The 16,206-nt window shown below is 71.9% G+C and carries 16 protein-coding genes; 3 read left to right on the forward strand and 13 right to left on the reverse strand.

The window, feature by feature from the left end; translation table 11 throughout:
- The first annotated feature begins 36 nt into the window (after nucleotides 1-36).
- A complete protein-coding gene (locus tag ASF20_RS11240; RefSeq protein WP_082487887.1) occupies nucleotides 37-819 on the forward strand; it encodes a 5-oxoprolinase subunit PxpA in 783 nt (260 codons plus the stop codon).
- Here ASF20_RS11240 and ASF20_RS11245 read toward each other — a convergent pair.
- From ASF20_RS11245 to ASF20_RS11295, 11 genes are all read right to left on the reverse strand, one after another.
- Nucleotides 792-1,058: a flagellar biosynthetic protein FliQ gene (locus tag ASF20_RS11245; RefSeq protein WP_056181443.1), complete on the reverse strand. Its 267-nt coding sequence runs from the start codon at nucleotides 1,056-1,058 to the stop codon at nucleotides 792-794. The two genes, ASF20_RS11240 and ASF20_RS11245, sit on opposite strands and share 28 nt — an antisense overlap.
- Before the next feature lie 55 nt (nucleotides 1,059-1,113).
- Nucleotides 1,114-1,533 (reverse strand): flagellar hook assembly protein FlgD, encoded by a 420-nt coding sequence (flgD, locus tag ASF20_RS11250; RefSeq protein ID WP_056274195.1) that lies wholly within the window; start codon nucleotides 1,531-1,533, stop codon nucleotides 1,114-1,116.
- A 28-nt stretch (nucleotides 1,534-1,561) separates the two neighbouring features.
- Nucleotides 1,562-2,035 (reverse strand): flagellar biosynthesis repressor FlbT, encoded by a 474-nt coding sequence (gene flbT / locus ASF20_RS11255; protein ID WP_056274198.1) that lies wholly within the window; start codon nucleotides 2,033-2,035, stop codon nucleotides 1,562-1,564.
- A gap of 8 nt (nucleotides 2,036-2,043) precedes the next feature.
- Entirely contained in the window at nucleotides 2,044-2,391 is a 348-nt protein-coding gene (gene flaF / locus ASF20_RS11260) for a flagellar biosynthesis regulator FlaF (RefSeq protein WP_056213195.1), read from the reverse strand.
- A gap of 143 nt (nucleotides 2,392-2,534) precedes the next feature.
- Complete coding sequence (locus ASF20_RS11265) at nucleotides 2,535-3,584, reverse strand: flagellar hook-associated family protein (protein WP_056274202.1); 1,050 nt, start codon at nucleotides 3,582-3,584, stop codon at nucleotides 2,535-2,537.
- Between the two features lie 5 nt (nucleotides 3,585-3,589).
- A complete protein-coding gene (flgK, locus tag ASF20_RS24975; RefSeq protein WP_056274205.1) occupies nucleotides 3,590-5,485 on the reverse strand; it encodes a flagellar hook-associated protein FlgK in 1,896 nt (631 codons plus the stop codon).
- Between the two features lie 125 nt (nucleotides 5,486-5,610).
- On the reverse strand, nucleotides 5,611-6,849 hold the full coding sequence (locus ASF20_RS11275) for a flagellar hook protein FlgE (protein ID WP_056274209.1): 1,239 nt from the start codon (nucleotides 6,847-6,849) through the stop codon (nucleotides 5,611-5,613).
- 142 nt (nucleotides 6,850-6,991) lie between these two features.
- Entirely contained in the window at nucleotides 6,992-8,317 is a 1,326-nt protein-coding gene (gene fliI / locus ASF20_RS11280) for a flagellar protein export ATPase FliI (protein WP_056213188.1), read from the reverse strand.
- A 4-nt stretch (nucleotides 8,318-8,321) separates the two neighbouring features.
- Nucleotides 8,322-9,047 carry a flagellar basal-body rod protein FlgF gene (flgF, locus tag ASF20_RS11285; RefSeq protein WP_056274212.1) on the reverse strand — a complete coding sequence of 242 codons (726 nt, stop codon included), beginning with the start codon at nucleotides 9,045-9,047 and terminating at the stop codon, nucleotides 8,322-8,324.
- Nucleotides 9,048-9,053: 6 nt separating this feature from the next.
- A complete protein-coding gene (locus tag ASF20_RS11290; protein ID WP_056274215.1) occupies nucleotides 9,054-9,830 on the reverse strand; it encodes a DUF1217 domain-containing protein in 777 nt (258 codons plus the stop codon).
- A 169-nt stretch (nucleotides 9,831-9,999) separates the two neighbouring features.
- Nucleotides 10,000-10,551: a hypothetical protein gene (locus ASF20_RS11295; protein WP_056274217.1), complete on the reverse strand. Its 552-nt coding sequence runs from the start codon at nucleotides 10,549-10,551 to the stop codon at nucleotides 10,000-10,002.
- Nucleotides 10,552-10,691: 140 nt separating this feature from the next.
- Between ASF20_RS11295 and ASF20_RS11300 the strand changes: the two genes are divergently transcribed.
- Together ASF20_RS11300 and ASF20_RS11305 are read left to right on the forward strand one after the other, a co-directional pair.
- On the forward strand, nucleotides 10,692-10,985 hold the full coding sequence (locus ASF20_RS11300; RefSeq protein ID WP_056274220.1) for a PilZ domain-containing protein: 294 nt from the start codon (nucleotides 10,692-10,694) through the stop codon (nucleotides 10,983-10,985).
- A gap of 333 nt (nucleotides 10,986-11,318) precedes the next feature.
- Nucleotides 11,319-12,722, forward strand: a complete 1,404-nt coding sequence (locus ASF20_RS11305; protein ID WP_056274226.1) for a flagellin — start codon at nucleotides 11,319-11,321, stop codon at nucleotides 12,720-12,722.
- A gap of 119 nt (nucleotides 12,723-12,841) precedes the next feature.
- On the opposite strand, the gene ASF20_RS11310 is transcribed toward ASF20_RS11305, so the two are convergent.
- Entirely contained in the window at nucleotides 12,842-13,516 is a 675-nt protein-coding gene (locus tag ASF20_RS11310; RefSeq protein ID WP_056213171.1) for a response regulator transcription factor, read from the reverse strand.
- A 392-nt stretch (nucleotides 13,517-13,908) separates the two neighbouring features.
- Complete coding sequence (locus ASF20_RS11315) at nucleotides 13,909-16,065, reverse strand: FUSC family protein (protein ID WP_056274228.1); 2,157 nt, start codon at nucleotides 16,063-16,065, stop codon at nucleotides 13,909-13,911.
- Nucleotides 16,066-16,206 lie beyond the last annotated feature (141 nt).

The following is a 16,206-nucleotide window of genomic DNA, read 5'->3' on the forward strand; positions in this document are numbered from 1 at the left end:
GCGGCCGGGGGTCGCGCCGAGCCGGGGATGCGCCAGATGCCGACCATCGACCTGAATGCCGATCTGGGGGAAGGCTTCGGCGCCTATCGCTGCGGCGACGATGCGGCGATGCTCGCCCTGGTGACCTCGGCCAACGTCGCCTGCGGCTTCCATGCCGGCGACCCCGAGATCATGGCCGAGACCTTCGCCCTGGCGCGGGCGCGGGGCGTCGCCGTGGGGGCGCATCCGGGCTTTCCTGACCTCGCCGGCTTCGGGCGCCGGCCGATGCCGTTCGGCCCGGCCGAGATCGAGCGGCAGGTCGCCTACCAGGTCGGCGCCGCGCAGGCGCTGGCTGCCCTGGCGGGCCATCGCCTGACCTACGTCAAGGCGCACGGGGCGCTGGCCAACCGCGCGGCGGCGGAGCGGGACGTGGCGGATGCGATCGCGCGGGCGGTGCGCGCGGTCGATCCCGCCCTCGGCCTCCTGGCCATCGCCCGGACTGAGCAGGTCGCGGCCGGCGAGGCGGCGGGCCTGGCCGTCCATGCGGAGATCTTTGCCGACCGCGGCTACACAGAGGCGGGCCAGCTGATCCCGCGCGGCCAGCCCGGCGCGCTCATCACGCAGGCCGAGGCGGCGGCGGACCGGGTCCTGGCGATGGTGCAGGCCGGCGGCCTCCTCACGGCGGAGGGCTCCCTGCTGCCGACGCGGATCGACTCGGTCTGCGTGCACGGCGACAGCGCGCATGCGGTGGGCCTGGCGCGGGCGGTGCGGGCGCGGCTGGAGACGGCCGGGATCGTCCTGCGGGGCCTCGGTCAGAACCCGGTGACGATGCGCCCGTAGGTGGCCTCGGCGAAGGTGTAGATCTGCGCCCCGATGAAGGAGCTGGTCACGAGGAGCACCAGCAGGATCACCACGATCTTGGGCACGAAGGTGAGCGTGACCTCCTGGATCTGGGTCAGCGCCTGGAGCAGCGCCACCAGGATGCCGATCAGCATCGCGGCGCCGATCGCGGGTCCCGCCGCGACGATCACGGTCCAGATCGCGGCGCGCACGAGTTCGAGGGCGTCGACCTCGTTCATCCGGGGAGCGGCCTTGTCCTGTGGGGTTTCGCGTCCACTCTACGCCGGAACGCCGTCACTGCGACAGGGAAATGCCCTGCGCCAGGAGCACGTCCTGGCCGTTGGTGAGGCGGGCCAGGGCGCCCTCGCTGGTGATCTTCACGGACTGGACCTCGCCCGTGACCGTGCCGTCCGAGGACGTGATGGTGCGGCCGATGATCTGGTCGGCCTGCGACAGGAAGCTCGAGGAGAGCAGCGAGTCGAGCTTGGTGTTGGTCTTGGTCGCCTGCTCCACCTGCGAGAAGGTCGCCAGCTCGCTGACATAGGCCGTGGAATCCATCGGCTTCGTCGGATCCTGGTTCTTCAGCTGCGTCATCAGCAGGGTGAGGAAGGTGTCGGCGTTCATCGAGGCGGCGATGCCGGTCGCGGACTTGGTGGCGGCGGCGGTGGCGGCCGTCTGGGATGTGGCCGTGCTGGGGACGCTGGGGACGCTCATCGGCGGGCCTCCTGGTTCGATGGCCCGGTCAGGCCGGGTGGACGGGGGATACGACGGGCGCGGCCCGCAGCACCGGTGCGGCGGCCCCTACCGGAGCGGGGGCGGCCGAGGGGGCGGCCGAGGGGGCGGCCATGAGGGCGGCTTCCGCCGCGTAGAGCCCGCGGATCAGCTTGAGCGCCTCGATCAGCCGGCCCGCCTCGACGAGCCGGCCGGCGCCGAGGACGCCCTCGCGGATCTCCGGATCGGCGACGACGGCGAGGAGACCCGCCTGCAGGGTGCGGCAGAGCTCGCGGGCGCCGTCCGCGTTGGCCGGATCGATCACCAGCGCCTGGACCGCGAAGTAGAGCTGGCGCAGGGGCGTGGTCGCCGCCTCCGCCTGCAGCACGTGGGTCTCGAGCAGGAAGGTGGCGTCGTTCAGAAGCTCCAGGGAGACCTTCCGATCGACGCGCAGGACCGCGCCGTTCACGTAGACGCGCTCGCCGGCGCGCAGGGACAGGCGCATGGTCCGGCTCACCGCAGGCCGTCCCGGATCGAGGTGTTGACCGCGATGAGCGCCGACAGGGCGCGGTCGGGCTCGGCGATGACGGCGTTGGCCTCGTGCATGCTCCACAGGCCGATGGAGACGAGGTCGGCGCGCAGGTCCGGCGGCAGGCCGTTCTCCTCGCTCTGGAGGTCCTCGATGAGCACACCCCAGAGGCTCTGCAGGAAGCCGGCCGCCATGGCGCGATCCGGCTGCTGGGCATCGGGCCGGTCGGCGATGCGCAGCAGGTCGAGCGCCCGGTCGAAGGCGGCGCGCTCGCGCTCGCGCGCGATGGCCGGGGCCTCCTCCAGGATCTCGGCGTAGGAAAACTGGTACATATCGGTCCTGTCCCGTGTATCCGCGGCCCGCCGCGCCCGGGCGCGGATCGGACCGATGAGCCGTTGGGGCCGACGGAGCCTTCCGGGGAAGGCGCCCGCCGCCGGGTCGTGACGGGGCTCGGTCGTCCGGGCCCCGCGCCGCGCTAGAGGTAGTTGACGAGGGAGAGCTGCCGCAGCTGCGCGGTCAGGGCGTAGGAGATCTGCACCTGCGTCGACAGGCGGTCGACCCGGGTCTTGGCCTCGGCCCGGTCCACGCCCTCCATGTCCATGATCTGGGCGTCGAGCAGCGAAGTCTGCGACTCGAGCCGGGTGTTGGCCGCCGCGATCGCGGCCTGCGAGCGGCCGAGATCGGCCTGGAGCGTGATCAGGCCCTTGCTCGCCTCGCCCAGCAGCCCGGCGACCCGCGTGGTCAGGACGCCCTGGGCGGCCGCCGAGAGGTTCGCGGACCCGAGTTCGGAGGCCATCACGTAGGCCATGGCGAGCTTGCGCAGGGCCGGTGCGTTGGCGCTCGCCGACGTCTCCACCGTCTCGCTGAGCGAGATCTGGTTGGTCAGGGGCGCGGTGCCGGCCGCGGACCAGGTCGTCCCCCACGACGCTTCGGCGAACAGGCCCTGGAAGGCCGGCCCGTCGAGGAAGGCCGCCATGTCGCCCTCCGTGATCGCGCTCACGCCGGCGCTGTCCTGTGACAGCCCGAAGGCCGCGCGGAAGGCCGCGTCGACGGCGGTCTTCGCCGGGGAGGCCGGACTCGTCGCGTAGGTGGACATCGGCGCCGCGGCGGTCCGGGTGCCGCCGAAGACGTACTGGCCGCCCGCGGAGGTGTTGAGGAGCGCGGTCAGGGTGCCGAGCCGGTTCGCCGCCATGTCCTTGAGGACGCCGGCCCGCTTGTCCTCGGGGACGCCCGTCAGCGCCGTCAGGGTGGCGTCGGCCCCGTCCTGGATCTGCTTCAGGACGGCCTGCGAGGTGCCGAGCCGGAGGCTCGCGGCGTTGTTGCTGTCGCGCAGGGCGGCGAGCTCGGCGCTCTTCTGGCGCAGCCCGACGGCGAGGCCGGTGCGGCTGCCGAGCGCCAGGCCGACATCGGCATAACGGCCGGTGACGATCTCCTGGTTGGCCTGCGCCATGTCGGACTGCATGCGGGCCACGCCGATGCGCGGCGTGTTCCAGAAGCTCAGGGTGGAGAGGGCGTTGGTCCGCATGGGGTCTATCGCACCGCGTCCATCAGGGTTTTCAGGAGATCGTTCACCAGGGTCAGCAGCTTGGCCGAGGCGGTGTAGGACCGTTCGAGCGCGAGGGTCGTCGCCGTCTCGTCGTCGGTGTTGACGCCGGTGGCGTTCGAATAGGCGTCGGAGGCGCGGGCGAGCAGCGTCGACTGGTAGTTCGACTCCGCGGTGGCGGCCTGCCGCTTGCCCGCGAGCCAGCCCACGGACGCCGTGGCGAAATCCTGGAGGCTGCCGCGGCTGGGAAGGTCCGCCGAGGCGTCGAAGGCGCGGTCGGCCGTCAGGACCGAGGCCAGCGTCCGCAGGCGGCCCGCGAAGGCGGTGCCGCCGCTGGCCGCCGGGTTCGACCGGTAATCGGCCCCCGCGATGCCGCCGTCCCGCAGCAGCGCGACGTCGCCGCCGCGCTGCGGATCGACCGAGGCGTTGACCCGGAGCCGGGCGGCCAGCCCGGTGGCGGCGAAGGGACCGCTCGGCACCGACCCGCCGGCATCCGCCGCGAACAGGCCGGCCGCCCGCGGCGGGACCCCGCCCGTGACGCCGAAGCCGACATCGACCAGCGTCCGGCCGGCCGTGGCGTCCAGGTTCTGGACGGTGAGCTGCGCGGCGGCCCCCGAGGCCGCCGCGGTGGTGAGGGTGAGGCGCCCGGCGCCGTCGAGGGCGGCGGTGACCTTGCCGGAGAGCGACGGCGTCGCGGTGTCGGCGGCGATCCGGCCGTTGATCGCGGCGACGAGCTCGGCCGGGGTCACCCGGGACGGGTCGGCGGCCGCACCCGCCATCGTGCTCGCGTTCAGCACGATCTTGACGGCGGAGCCGTCGGCGAGGCTAAGGGCGAACGCCACTTCGTTGGCGCCGCCGAGATCCGCCGTCCCGGCCGTGCCCGCGGCGGCCCCCGGGCGGAACGCCTCCGTCGTGGCGAGGGCGCCGAGGGCGCTCACCTGGCGCGTCGCTTGGTTCAGGACGCGGGTCCCGGTCTCGGCGAAGGCGTCGATGAGGCTGGCGGCGATCCCGTCGAGCTGGGATTCGTAGCGGGTCGCCACGCCGTCGCGCAGCTCCGCCAGGCCGGCGATGCGGCCGGACTGCACCGGCATCGGGGAATCGGCCCCCGTCACCGGCACGCCGTCGACGATGACGGCGGCCCCGGTGGTGCCGGCCGGGAAGGCGGCGGTGGGCGTGAAGGCGACGCGCCGGGCGCTGCGCTCGAACAGGGGGACGCCGCTGTCGGTGTAGATCGCGACGTCGTTGCCGGCGCGCACGACCGTGGAGATGCCGATCTCCTGGGACAGGCCGGCGAGGATGCGGTCGCGGTCATCGAGGGCGTCGGTCACGTCGCTGCCGTTCGCGGTGCCGCGGGTCACGACCCGGTTGGCGGCCTCGAACTGGGACAGGAGGTCGTTGATGCGCACGACCGACTCGGCGAGGCCGGCATCGGCCTGCGCGCGCACGGTCTCGACGGCCGCCGCGCTGCTGTTCAGGCTCGTCGCGAGGTCGCGCGCCCGGTCGACCGCGTCGCGCGCCAGCGCCACGTCGTCGGGCTGGTTGGCCGCGGCCTTCAGGGCCGCGTTGAGGGCCCCGAGGCGCGCAGCCGGAGAGGTGCCGTCGCCGGTGTCGCCGATGGTGCCCTGAAGGGTGGCGAGACCGTCGAGCACGGCCTCGCTCGCGGCCACGGAGGAGGTCCCGGCGAGCTTGCGGTCGAACAGGGCGACGTCAGTGGCCCGCTGGATCGAGACCGCGCTGCCCCCGCCGGCCGCCACCAGGTTGGCGATCTTGCGGGTGTAGAACGGATCGCTCGCCCCGGCCGTGTTGCGCGCGGCGACGGCGATCTGCGTCGAGGTCGCGAGCAGCGAGGTCCGGGCGGAGTTGAGGGCGAGGGCGAGGCCCATCGGGTGTGTCCTGGAAAGCGGGCGGGTGGTGGGCAGCGGGCGCCGCCGCACCGGGGGGCGCGGCGGACGGGGCTTCGAGGCCCTGAGCCCGGTGCCGGAGTCCGGCGCCGGGCTCCGGCGTGGCCTCAGCGCTTGAGGTTCATCAGGGTCTCGAGCAGCTCGTTGCCGGTCATGAACACCTTCGAGTTGGCGGTGTAGACGGTCTGCGACTCGATCATCGAGGTCAGCTCGGTGCTGACGTCGACGTTGGACTGCTCCAGGGCGCTCGCCTTGAGGGTGCCGAGGCCGCCGAGACCGGCGAAGCCGATCTGGAGGTCGCCGGAGTTCAGCGACGGCAGGTAGACGTTGCCGGCGCGCGGATCGAGATTGTCGGGGCTCTTCACTTCGGCGATCGGGATCTTGAAGGCCTCGAGGCGGGTGCCGTCGGCGTAGGTCGCGTAGACGAGGCCGTCCGGGCCGAATTCGGTGCCGGTCACGGCCGAGGGCGCCTTACCGTTGGCGGTGCCCTTGAGGGCATCGGCGCCGGCGAGCTGCGTCATGCCGCTCATGTCGAGGGTGAAGGGCTCGCCCCCGGGAATCGTGAAGCTCGCGGTGGTCGGGCCGGACAGCTTGCCGTCGGCGTTGAAGACGAACTGGATCGGCGCGGTCAGGGCCGTCTGGTCCGGTCCATAGACCGAGGCGGTCCAGGTGTTGGGGAGGACCGGCGGAGTGGCGGTCGCGTCCGCGGGCGTGTGCTTCAGGTAGATGTCGAGGGTGACGCTGTTGCCGAGCTTGTCGTAGGTGACGAGCGAGGTCTTCTTCGAGTAGTTCGTCGGCGACACGGTTCCGCCGAGCGTCGGCGTGTCGGCCGCGAGGTTGCCGCCCATCGTCGCCTTGGTGGAGGGCGACGCCCGGAGGCCGAGGCTCGCCATGTTCACGGGCACCAGCCCGTCGGTGCTGTTGAGGGCGGGGGTCGGCGCCTGGCCGTCGACGAGGCTGTAGCCCATCAGCGTGAAGCCGCCGGCGTTGACGAGGTTGCCCGTCGGCCCGTCCACCACGAAGTTGCCGGCGCGGGTCAGGTAGGACGCCTTGTTGTCGTCCTGCACCACGAAGAAGCCGTTGCCCTGGATGGCGAGGTCGGTCTTCGAGGACGTGAAGGTGACCGGGCCCTGGGTGCCGATCGACCGGCGGATCGTGGTCTCGACCGCGCCGGAGGTGTAGTTCGCCGTGGAGCCGCCATCGATCAGCAGGGACGAGAACTCGGCCGCCGAGCGCTTGTAGCCCGTGGTGCTCGAGTTCTGGACGTTCTCGGCGACGGTGGAGATGCGGTTCGACTGCGCATTCATGCCGGAGACGCCGGTGCGCAAAACGCTGATGAGACTCATGACGTCACCTCGAAGAGGGGGATCGCGGCGCGGCGCGACGGTGTGGCGGGCACTAAAGGAAGGCAGGCTTGCGCGGGGCTGGGTGGTCGCGCGCGCGGGGGACGGAACGGGGCGGATGGGGCAGCGGGCGGCATGATCGGCCTCACGTCCGCAGGAACTGCGCGAGCTCCAGGAACGCGTCCTGGCTCGCCGCCATGCCGGGTTCCTGACGCAGGGCCTCGTAGATCCGCGGCACGAGGAGGATGGCCTGGTCGAGCTCGGCATCCTCGCCGGTGCGGTAGCCGCCCATCAGGCGCAGGTCGCGGGTCTCCTCGAACCGGGCCATCATGGCCTTGAGGCGCCGGACGAGCTCGCGCTGCTCGGGCGTCCAGACTTCGGAGGCCAGGCGCGAGATCGATCCGAGGAGGTGCACGGCCGGATAGCGGCCCTGCTCGGCGATGGCCCGGTCGAGGACCACGTGCCCGTCGAGGGTGCCGCGGATCGAATCCGCCACGGGATCGTTGTGGTCGTCGCCGTCGACGAGCACCGAGAACACGCCCGTGATGGTGCCGGCGCCGTCGAGGCCGGGGCCGGCCCGCTCGAGGAGGCGGGGCAGGTCGGAGAACACGCTCGGCGGATAGCCCCGCGCCACCGCGGGCTCGCCGGCCGCCAGGGCGACGTCGCGGGCCGCGTGGGCGTAGCGCGTGACGGAATCCACGATGAGCAGCACGGATTCGCCGGCGTCGCGAAACGATTCCGCGATGGCGAGCGCCATCTTGGGCGCCTGACGGCGCATCATCGGGCTCTCGTCCCCGGTGGAGACGACGATGACGGACCGGGCCCGGTTGGGCGCCATCGCGCCGTCCAGGAATTCGCGCACCTCGCGGCCGCGCTCGCCCACCAGGGCGACGACGACGCTGTCGAAGCCGGTGGCCCCGGCCAGCATCGCCAGCAGGGTCGACTTGCCGACGCCGGAGCCGGCGAAGATGCCGATGCGCTGGCCGAGGCAGAGGGGGGTGAACAGGTCGAGGGCGCGAACCCCGGTGCGCAGGGGCTGCGTCACCCGCGCCCGCTCCATGGCGGGGGGCGGGGCGGCTTCCAGCGGCACGGCGCGGGCGCCCGGGACGAGGTCGCCGAGGCCGTCGATGGGGCGCCCGAGGGCATCGATCACCCGGCCCTTCCAGCTCGGGTCCGGGCGCAGGGTCGGGTCGCCGAGGCGATACGCCAGGGTTCCGATCCCGGCCTCGATCCGGGAATCGAACGGCTTCACGGTCACGCCGCCCGCATCCACGCGCACGACCTCGCCGATCTGCTCGCGGCCGTTGGCCAGGAAGCCCATGCGGTCGCCGAGGGTCATGAACGGCGCCACGCCGGCGACGCGGGCCGCGCTGGCGGTGACCTCCTGGATCGGCCCGCCGACGCGCACCAGGGGCAGGGCCTCGCGGCCCCTCGCCAGGGCCGCGCCGAGGCGGTCGAGGAGATCGGGCATCGGCTCAGCCCTGGGGGCTCAGGGAGCGGATCGCCCCGGAGAAGGTGGTCTCGGTCTCGGCGCTGAGCGTCGCCGCGCTCTCGAAGGCGCGCTGGATGGTGATGAGCTTCGTCATCTCCAGCACCGGGTTGACGTTGGCGCCCTCGACATAGCCCTGGACCATGCCCATGCGGGTGAAGTCCTGCACCGGGACCGCCGGCAGGCTGGTGCTGACGCCGTTCGGCTCGGCGCGGGTGAGCGTGGTCTTCGGGTCGAGGGTGAAGAGGCCGATGGCCCCGACCTGGTTGATGCCCTGCGAGACGCTGCCGTCGCGCCCGATGGTGGGCGGGCCGGCCTGCGGATCGAGCAGGATCGGCGCGCCGCCGGGATCCAGCATCGGCTGGCCGGTGAGGCTGCGCAGCTGGCCCAGCGCGTCCATCGTCATGCGGCCGTCGCGGGTATAGACGGGGCCCTTGGCGCCCCGCACCGCGAACCAGGCCTCGCCCTGGACCGCCACGTCGAGGGGGCTGTCCGTCTTGATCGTCGGCCCGGCCCGCTGGGAGATGTAGGTGTCGCCGGAGGAGGCGAAGGCGACGGCGCCCTTGGTGGCCTGGGCGAGGAGCGCGGTGAACTTGGTGTCCTCGGCGCGGTAGCCGCTGGTGGACAGGTTGGCGACGTTGTTGGCGACCGCGTTCAGCCGCTTGTCGAGGGCGATCTGCGCCGAGAGCGAGACGTAGAGGGCGTTCTGCATGGCGCCTCAGTTCCCGAAACGAATGCGCTGGAGGCTGAGGAGCAGACTCGCGTCGAGGCCCTGCGCGGTGGAATCGGCGAACAGGTTGAGGACGGGGGCCGACGCCGCGTTGTTCTGGGCATCCCAGATCGCGGTGAAGCGCTGCACGAAGCGCTGCAGCTTGTCCGGGTCCTTGAAGCTCGCGAGATCCACCCGCTTCTCGATGATCGCCGCCTGGCCGGCGATGCCGTCCGCGCTGGAACTGTCGGGCAGGCCCAGGACGGTCTTGACCACCTGCGACAGGGCCGGATCGCCCAGAACGCCGTAGCCCGAGGAGACGGTGGGCGCCATGCGGGCGAAGTACAGGGCGAGACGCACGCCGGCATCCTCGCTGCCCGCATCGGTCTCCAGGCTCTGGCGCAGGTAGGCGGCGGTGGTGTCCGTGGTGGCGGCGGGCAGCGTCGTCGTGAAGGCGCCGTAGGTGTTGAAGTCGAAGGCCTTGGCGAAGGCGACGTAGCGGTCGTCGGCGAGGCGGTTGGCGAAGGCTTTCGAATCCGAGACCCCTTCGGTCAGCACCTTGCGCATGAACGCCTTGGCGTAGGTCATGTCCTCCAGGCCGTAGGCCTTCATCGCGTAGGCGTAGAGGCGCCGGTCGCCGAGAAAATCGTCGATGGATTTCACGTCGCCGATCTTCGCCTTGTAGTAGGCGGTCTCGCGGGCGACGTCGGGCTGCGCGGCCTTGCGCGCCAGGGTGCCGTCGAGGTCGCGGGCGATCAGGCGGTAGCTCGTGAAGGTGCTCGTCATGGCAGGGCGCGATCGCTCGTGCGGCGCGGTGGCATCGCCGGATTGCAAAGAGAGGGGCGGGACGGCCGGGCGCCCGAGGCGTCGCGGAACGGAGCCGGGGCGGCCCCCGTCCGGCCTAGGCCGCGGGGCTTGCCGGAGGCTGGCGCCGAGACCGGGCCGCGGGCGGCCGTCACAGCGGGGTCGGCCCGATGATCGTCTCCGAGGTGATCACGACCCAGCCGGACCCGGTGGCGCGGATGGAGAGGATGCGGCCCGCGCCCGGCAGGACGGCGCCCGGCACCACCTGGCGCAGGCCCTCGGGGCCTTCCACCAGGGCCGCGCCCTCCGTCACCCGGCGCAGGACGTAGGCCCGTGCCTTCGCGGCGGAGTCGCCCCGCGGCTCGTCGGCGCGCGGCGGGACGGGATCGGGCAGCGCGCCGGTGGTGGTCGGATCGAGGTCGAGGGCCGCCTCGCGGACGGGGGTCGCCGTCCGCTTCCAGGCGAAGCCGCCGCCCACCGCCGGCAGGAACGGCTGGACCGAATAGGTGTTCGAGGCGCCCGTGATCGCGAAGGCCGCGAAGGTGCCCGAAACCACGGCGAGGCCGAGGCAGAGTCCGACGGCGGCACGCTCCACGGCGGCCGCCCGGGACCGGCGCAGGATCTCGGCCCCGGCGGAGGGACGGGTGTAGCCGGGACGCGGCGAGAGCGGGGTGGCGGCGCGACGGGAGAAAGTCGGGGTCATGGCCATCGCAAGGGGAGCCGGCGGACGAGCCAAAACACTCACATGTTATAGTTACCAAGCCGTTAAGATCCGGCCCGGATCGACAGTCCGGAAACCCGCTGTTAAGCCTGCCCGCAGGTCGCGGACGGGACGGCGGGACGATGGCGGATTGGCAGGAGGCGGTTGCCCGGGGAGACCGGCCCGCGCGCACGCCCTCGCCGAAGCGCTTCCGCGTGATGCAGCAGGGCCGCATCGTCCTCGGCCCGGAGAGCCTGGTGCCCTGCATCGTCCGGGACCTCTCGCCGAAGGGCGCGAGCCTGCGCCTGCCGCGCCCGACCCCCCTGCCCGAGTGCTTCGATCTCGTCATCGCCGGCCACGAACTCCGGACCGTCGCGGTCCGGCTGCGCTGGCAGCGCGCCGACTTCGCCGGCGTGACCTTCCTGGCCCAGGACTGAAACCGTTCCCCTCGGGGGTGCGTCCCGCGGGCCTGCGGCACATCCGGGCACAGGCCCGGGCGATCGGCCTTAAGCTCCTGCTAAGCCGGACCGGGCATAGTCGCCTCATCGGCAAGCGACTGTCCCGGAGCGGGACGGAAGCCCCTCGATACGAACGCGGTGGATAGGTTTCGTGGACCTATAGACATGATGTCGTCCCACCGGTCCGGTGAAACTCCGGGATGTATGAAGCAATACTTGACCTCTCCTGAGAGAGATCTTTAGCCCTCGGGGCGTATTGCTCGGCTACGCACACGAATTCCTTGCAATTCCTGCCAACCGGACATCCTCGCAATGACCAGCCTGCTGACCAACAACGCCGCCATGACGGCGTTGACGACCCTGAAAAGCATCAACACCCAGCTCGACATGACCAGCAACCGGGTCTCGACCGGCCAGCGCGTCTCGAGCGCCGCGGACAACGCCGCCTACTGGTCGATCGCCACCACGGTCCGCACCGACAACGCCTCGCTCGGTGCCGTGAAGGACTCCCTCGGCCTCGGCTCCTCGGCGGTGGACACCGCCTACAACGGCCTGAACTCCGCGATCTCCGATCTGCAGAACATGCGCGCCAAGCTGCAGACGGCCCTGCAGCCCGGCGTCGACCGCGCCAAGGTGCAGGTCGAAATCGACGCCATCCAGAACAAGATGGACAGCACCGCCAAGTCGTCGGTGTCGAGCGGCCAGAACTGGCTCTCGGTCGATTCCTCCGCATCGACCTATCAGAAGGATCGCCTGGTCATCGCCGGGTTCTCGCGTGAGGCCGACGGCGACATCGCGTTCTCGACGGTCAAGATCAACGTCAACGAGATCAAGCTCTACGACGCCAACGCGGGCACCAGCGTGGACGTGCCGGGCACGGCCGCCCAGGTGTTCGGCTCCCAGACGATGACCGGTCTGGCGGCCTTCCGTCCGGCGGACGCAACGCCCGCGAACCGGGGCACGGCCGATTTCTCGGGCGCCGCCACGGTCGCGCTGGACATCCGCGTGGACGGCTCCGCCACCGCGGCCGTGATCACGCTCAACAAGGCCAGCCTCACCTCGGCGGTCTCGAACCTGGCCCGCGTGACCACCGATGAGCTGCTCTCGGCGATCAACAACCAGATCGCCGGCTCAGTCGATCTGGCCGGCAAGGTCACCGCCGGTCTCGACACCCAGGGCCGCCTCACGTTTACCCGGAGCACGGTCGGTTCGCCGGAGTCCCTCCAGGTGAACACCACCGCAGCCAACACCGTCGACCTCGGCTATGGTGGCGCGACGGCCACCGGAAAGCTGGCAACCGGCACGGATGCGACCACGGTGGTGAGCAAGGGTATCCTGGACACGGCCGGCGGCACCTACACCACCCCAGGGGTCACGGGTAACTACACCGTCGCCGATTTCGACATCTCGAAACTGGTCGGGACCGCCGGCGACGCCGACCTCAGCAGCATCATCAACATGGTCGACAAGGCGATCGCCAAGGTCACCGACGCCGGCACCAAGCTCGGTGCCAACAAGACCCAGATCGACGGCCAGAAGTCGTTCATCGACACCCTGATGAAGGCCAACGACCGGACGATCGGTACCCTCGTCGATGCCGACATCGAGGAGGAGTCCACGAAGCTCAAGGCCCTGCAGACCCAGCAGCAGCTCGGCGTGCAGGCCCTCAGCATCGCCAACGCCGCGAGCCAGAACGTCCTCTCGCTCTTCCGTTAAGCCGAACGGCGCCCCGGGGACTCCGGGGCGCTCCACGCAAGACAGGCCACGCCTCCGCGAGGAGGCGTGGCCTTTTGCATTCCGGAGGGTGCGCGACCGCGGCGGGACCCGGGCGCGGATCAGCCCACGAAGGTGTAGCCGGCCAGCCGCTTGGCCTCGATCGGGTCGTAGCCGAGGCGCATCCGCAGCTTCTTGCGCAGCTTGCTGATGTGGCCCTCGACCACGCTCTCCTCGACGTCGGTGCCGTGGTCGGCATAGACCGCGGTGAAGATCTGCGCCCGGCTGAGCTGCCGGCCGCGATGGCCGGCGAAATACTCGAGGATGTGCCGCTCGCGGCGCGGCAGGATCAGGCTGATCCCGTCGATCTCGGGGTCGCGGCCGTCGGAGAACACCTTGAGGCGGCCGCTGCGATCCTGGGCGGCGGGCGCCTGGATCTCGCCGCGGATGCCGCGCCGGCGGATCGCCTCGGCCCGGGCCAGGATCTCGCGGACATGGACCGGGCGGCGCACGACGTCGTCGATGCCGGCGGTGAAGAGGTCGAGGGTCTGCTCCAGGGAGCGGGTCTCGTTGAGGGCGATGATCGGCGCCTGGGAGAAGCTGCGGATCCTGGCGGTCCGGCTGGCGCGATCGGCGCATTCGCCGAGCACGATCCCCTGGAGAGCATCGGCCGGGTTTCCGGCGAGCCAGGCCAGGAAGTCGTCCGCATTCGTGCTGCGTGCCGGAACCGCCTGCGCGTTGAAGCCCGCCACGTACTCGGCGGCCACCGAGTGCCTCTCATCGACAACGATATACATTTCAGCGCCCCGCCGAAAACGAACTGTTCTGCAAGCCCACCGGACGATCACCTTGGAAGCGGAGCGACTTCGTTGTTCGCCCTTGGCATCCAGGTTTTACTTGATGATGACTTCGCAGCGGCCTCTCTTGAAGAGGATCTATTCGCTGCCGTCCGTCGCCTTGCGTTGGAAATGTTTCTTTAAGGAAATGGTTAATTTTGGATTAAGTGGTTCGGCGTCCTGTGATCCCGGTCCGATTTTCGGGCCTCTGGGATACCAGGGACGGCCTCGGACGGGCCGGATGTGGCAAATCGATCACGGTTTCGCGAGCGGCCCGGCACGCGCGCCGCAGCGCACGAATCGTGCGGCCGGCCGGCGGGCCTGGTCGGGGGCGCCGGACGATGGGCCGGCGCCTACCCGCGGGGGCTCCGCGCCGCGGCGGGTGCCAGGGTCTCGCCCAGCAGTTCGATCTGGGCGACGAGGCGGGTCAGGCCTTCGCTGCGGGGCACGGCGGGCATGGGCGGCGGCGTCTCCTCGCCTTCGCCCCCGAGGCTCGCCAGGGTCGCGGTGATCCAGCCGCTCCAGGCCGCGAGGGCCTCGGGTTCGGCCACCTCGACGGCGTAGCGCAGGGCCGTGAGGCGGGCCGAGATCCGCCGCAGGGTGGCGTCCGCCACCATGGCGGATTCCACCTGCGGGTGTCGCCCGGCCCGGGGCTGCTGCAGGGCGCGGGCGAGCGCGGCTTCGAGGTCGTTGAGGGCGAGGCCGGCGCCCCGGGCGGCCTGGGCCCGCAGGCCGCTGGCCTCCGCCTCGGGTCCGGCGCAGAGAACCGCCCGGGCGAAGGCCGCATGGGCCCGCACCGCCCTGCGCAGCTCGAGGCGCACCTGGTCGGGCTCCCAGATCGGCCAGAGCACGAGGGCGCTCGCCACCGCGATCAGGCCGCCGAGGAGGGTGAGGAGGGCGCGCATGCCCGCCACCTCCCAGGAGCCGTGCCCGGGCTCCACCACCTCGACGAGGAGGACCACGAGCGGGGTCAGGCAGGCGATGAAGACGCCGTAGCTGACCTGCCGGGCGGCAAAGCCGATGATGCTCAAGGGAAAGACCAGGGCGGCCAGGACCAGGGGCGAGGTGGCGAAGCTCGCGAGAATGGCCCCGATCAGGCCGCCGAGCACCGTGCCGCCGATCCGCTCCAGGGCCCGCTGCCAGGTGGCGGCGTAGAACGGCTGCATCGTCAGCACCACCGTCATGGTGAGCCAGTGGGCGAACGGTCCGGCCCAGACCAGGGTCGCCCAGAGGGCGGGGGCCGCCACCACGGTGGCGCGCACGGCGTGGCGCAGGTTGGCGGAGGCGACGGTGAAGTTGGTGCTGAGCGGCCCGAGGAGCCGGGTCCCGAGGGGGAGGCTCGCCCGGCCCAGCAGGGCGCCGCCGGGCCGGTAGCCGTCCGGCGTCGAGAGCTTGGCGCCGATGCGGACGCGGTCGAGGATGCGGGTGGCGAGATCGTGCAGCCCGCGGTCATGGGCGAGGCGCCGGGTGCTGCGGTCGATCGCCCGGTCCAGGCGGGCGAGGTCGATCACGCTGTCGTCGCGGATGGCCCGCGCGATCACCCCGAGGAGCGGACGCAGGCGGCGCAGGAAGCGGCGGACCATGCGGCGCCGGCGCGGGTCCGGCTCGCCCTCGATCAGGTCCGAGACCGCGATCAGGGCGGCGAAGATCTGCTCGGCCGCCTCCAGGCGGATCAGGGCCTGGGCCGTGCGGTCGGAGATGCGCTCGCGGCTGCGGGCGAGGTCGACGATCACCGTGCGGGCCTGCTCGATCGCCTCGCGCACGCCCCGGCGATGGGCCCGGGCGTGGCGGTCGAAGGCCTGCAGGTCGAAGGTCTGGCGGTCGAAGATCTGGCGGGCGCCGCCCCGGGGGGCGGTCCTGGTCTCGAGCGTCTCCGGCCAGGCCAGGGAGGCGAGGTCCTCGAGATCGTCGCAGAGGCGGGTCAGGCGGCGCCAGACCTCGGCCACCGCGCGATGCGTCGGGCGATAAGGGTGAAGCCGCCACAGGAGGAGCGCCAGCAGCGTCGCCCAGAGGCCTCCGGCGGTGAAGACCAGCCCGGCCACCAGGGCCTGGTCGGGCGTGAGCGGCCGGTCCAGGGCGAAGCACAGGACGAGGACCAGGACGTTGCCGGCGGCCTGGGCCTGCACCCCCCAGACCCGGGCATAGGTGCAGCCGAAGATGACGATGCCGGCGAGCGGCACCACCGGCACCGGCCCCAGCGGCTGCATCAGGCCGAACAGCCCCCAGATCATTCCGCCGAGGAGGGAGAAGACCGTGAGCACGAGGAGGCGCGAGCGCATCGGCCCGCCCGCATCGGCGAAGCACGCGAGATTCGCGGCGAGCGCCACGGTGAGGAGCGGCGGCCAGGGAAACCATTCGTGCAGCAGGATGACGAGGCCGAAGGCCAGGGCCGCCCGCACCCCGTCGACGAGGCTGAGGCCGCGGGGGTCGAGGCCGATCGGCAGGCGCGTGAGGTCGAGCCCCGGATTGGTCAGCGTCCCGCGCCCCCGCAGGAAGGCGGCCGCGCGCATCCGCCGGCGTCGGCCGGCCGCGGGGCCGGTCGGGGCGGGATCGGACGGGCCGGGAGCGGACCGGGCGGAAGACGAGGGCATCGCGGACGAGGGGGACTCCCGGCGGGCGCAGGCCCGCCATACCTCCGCGATCTAGGGCGT

Origin of the sequence: Methylobacterium sp. Leaf88 (assembly GCF_001422795.1) — a bacterium.
Lineage (GTDB): Bacteria > Pseudomonadota > Alphaproteobacteria > Rhizobiales > Beijerinckiaceae > Methylobacterium.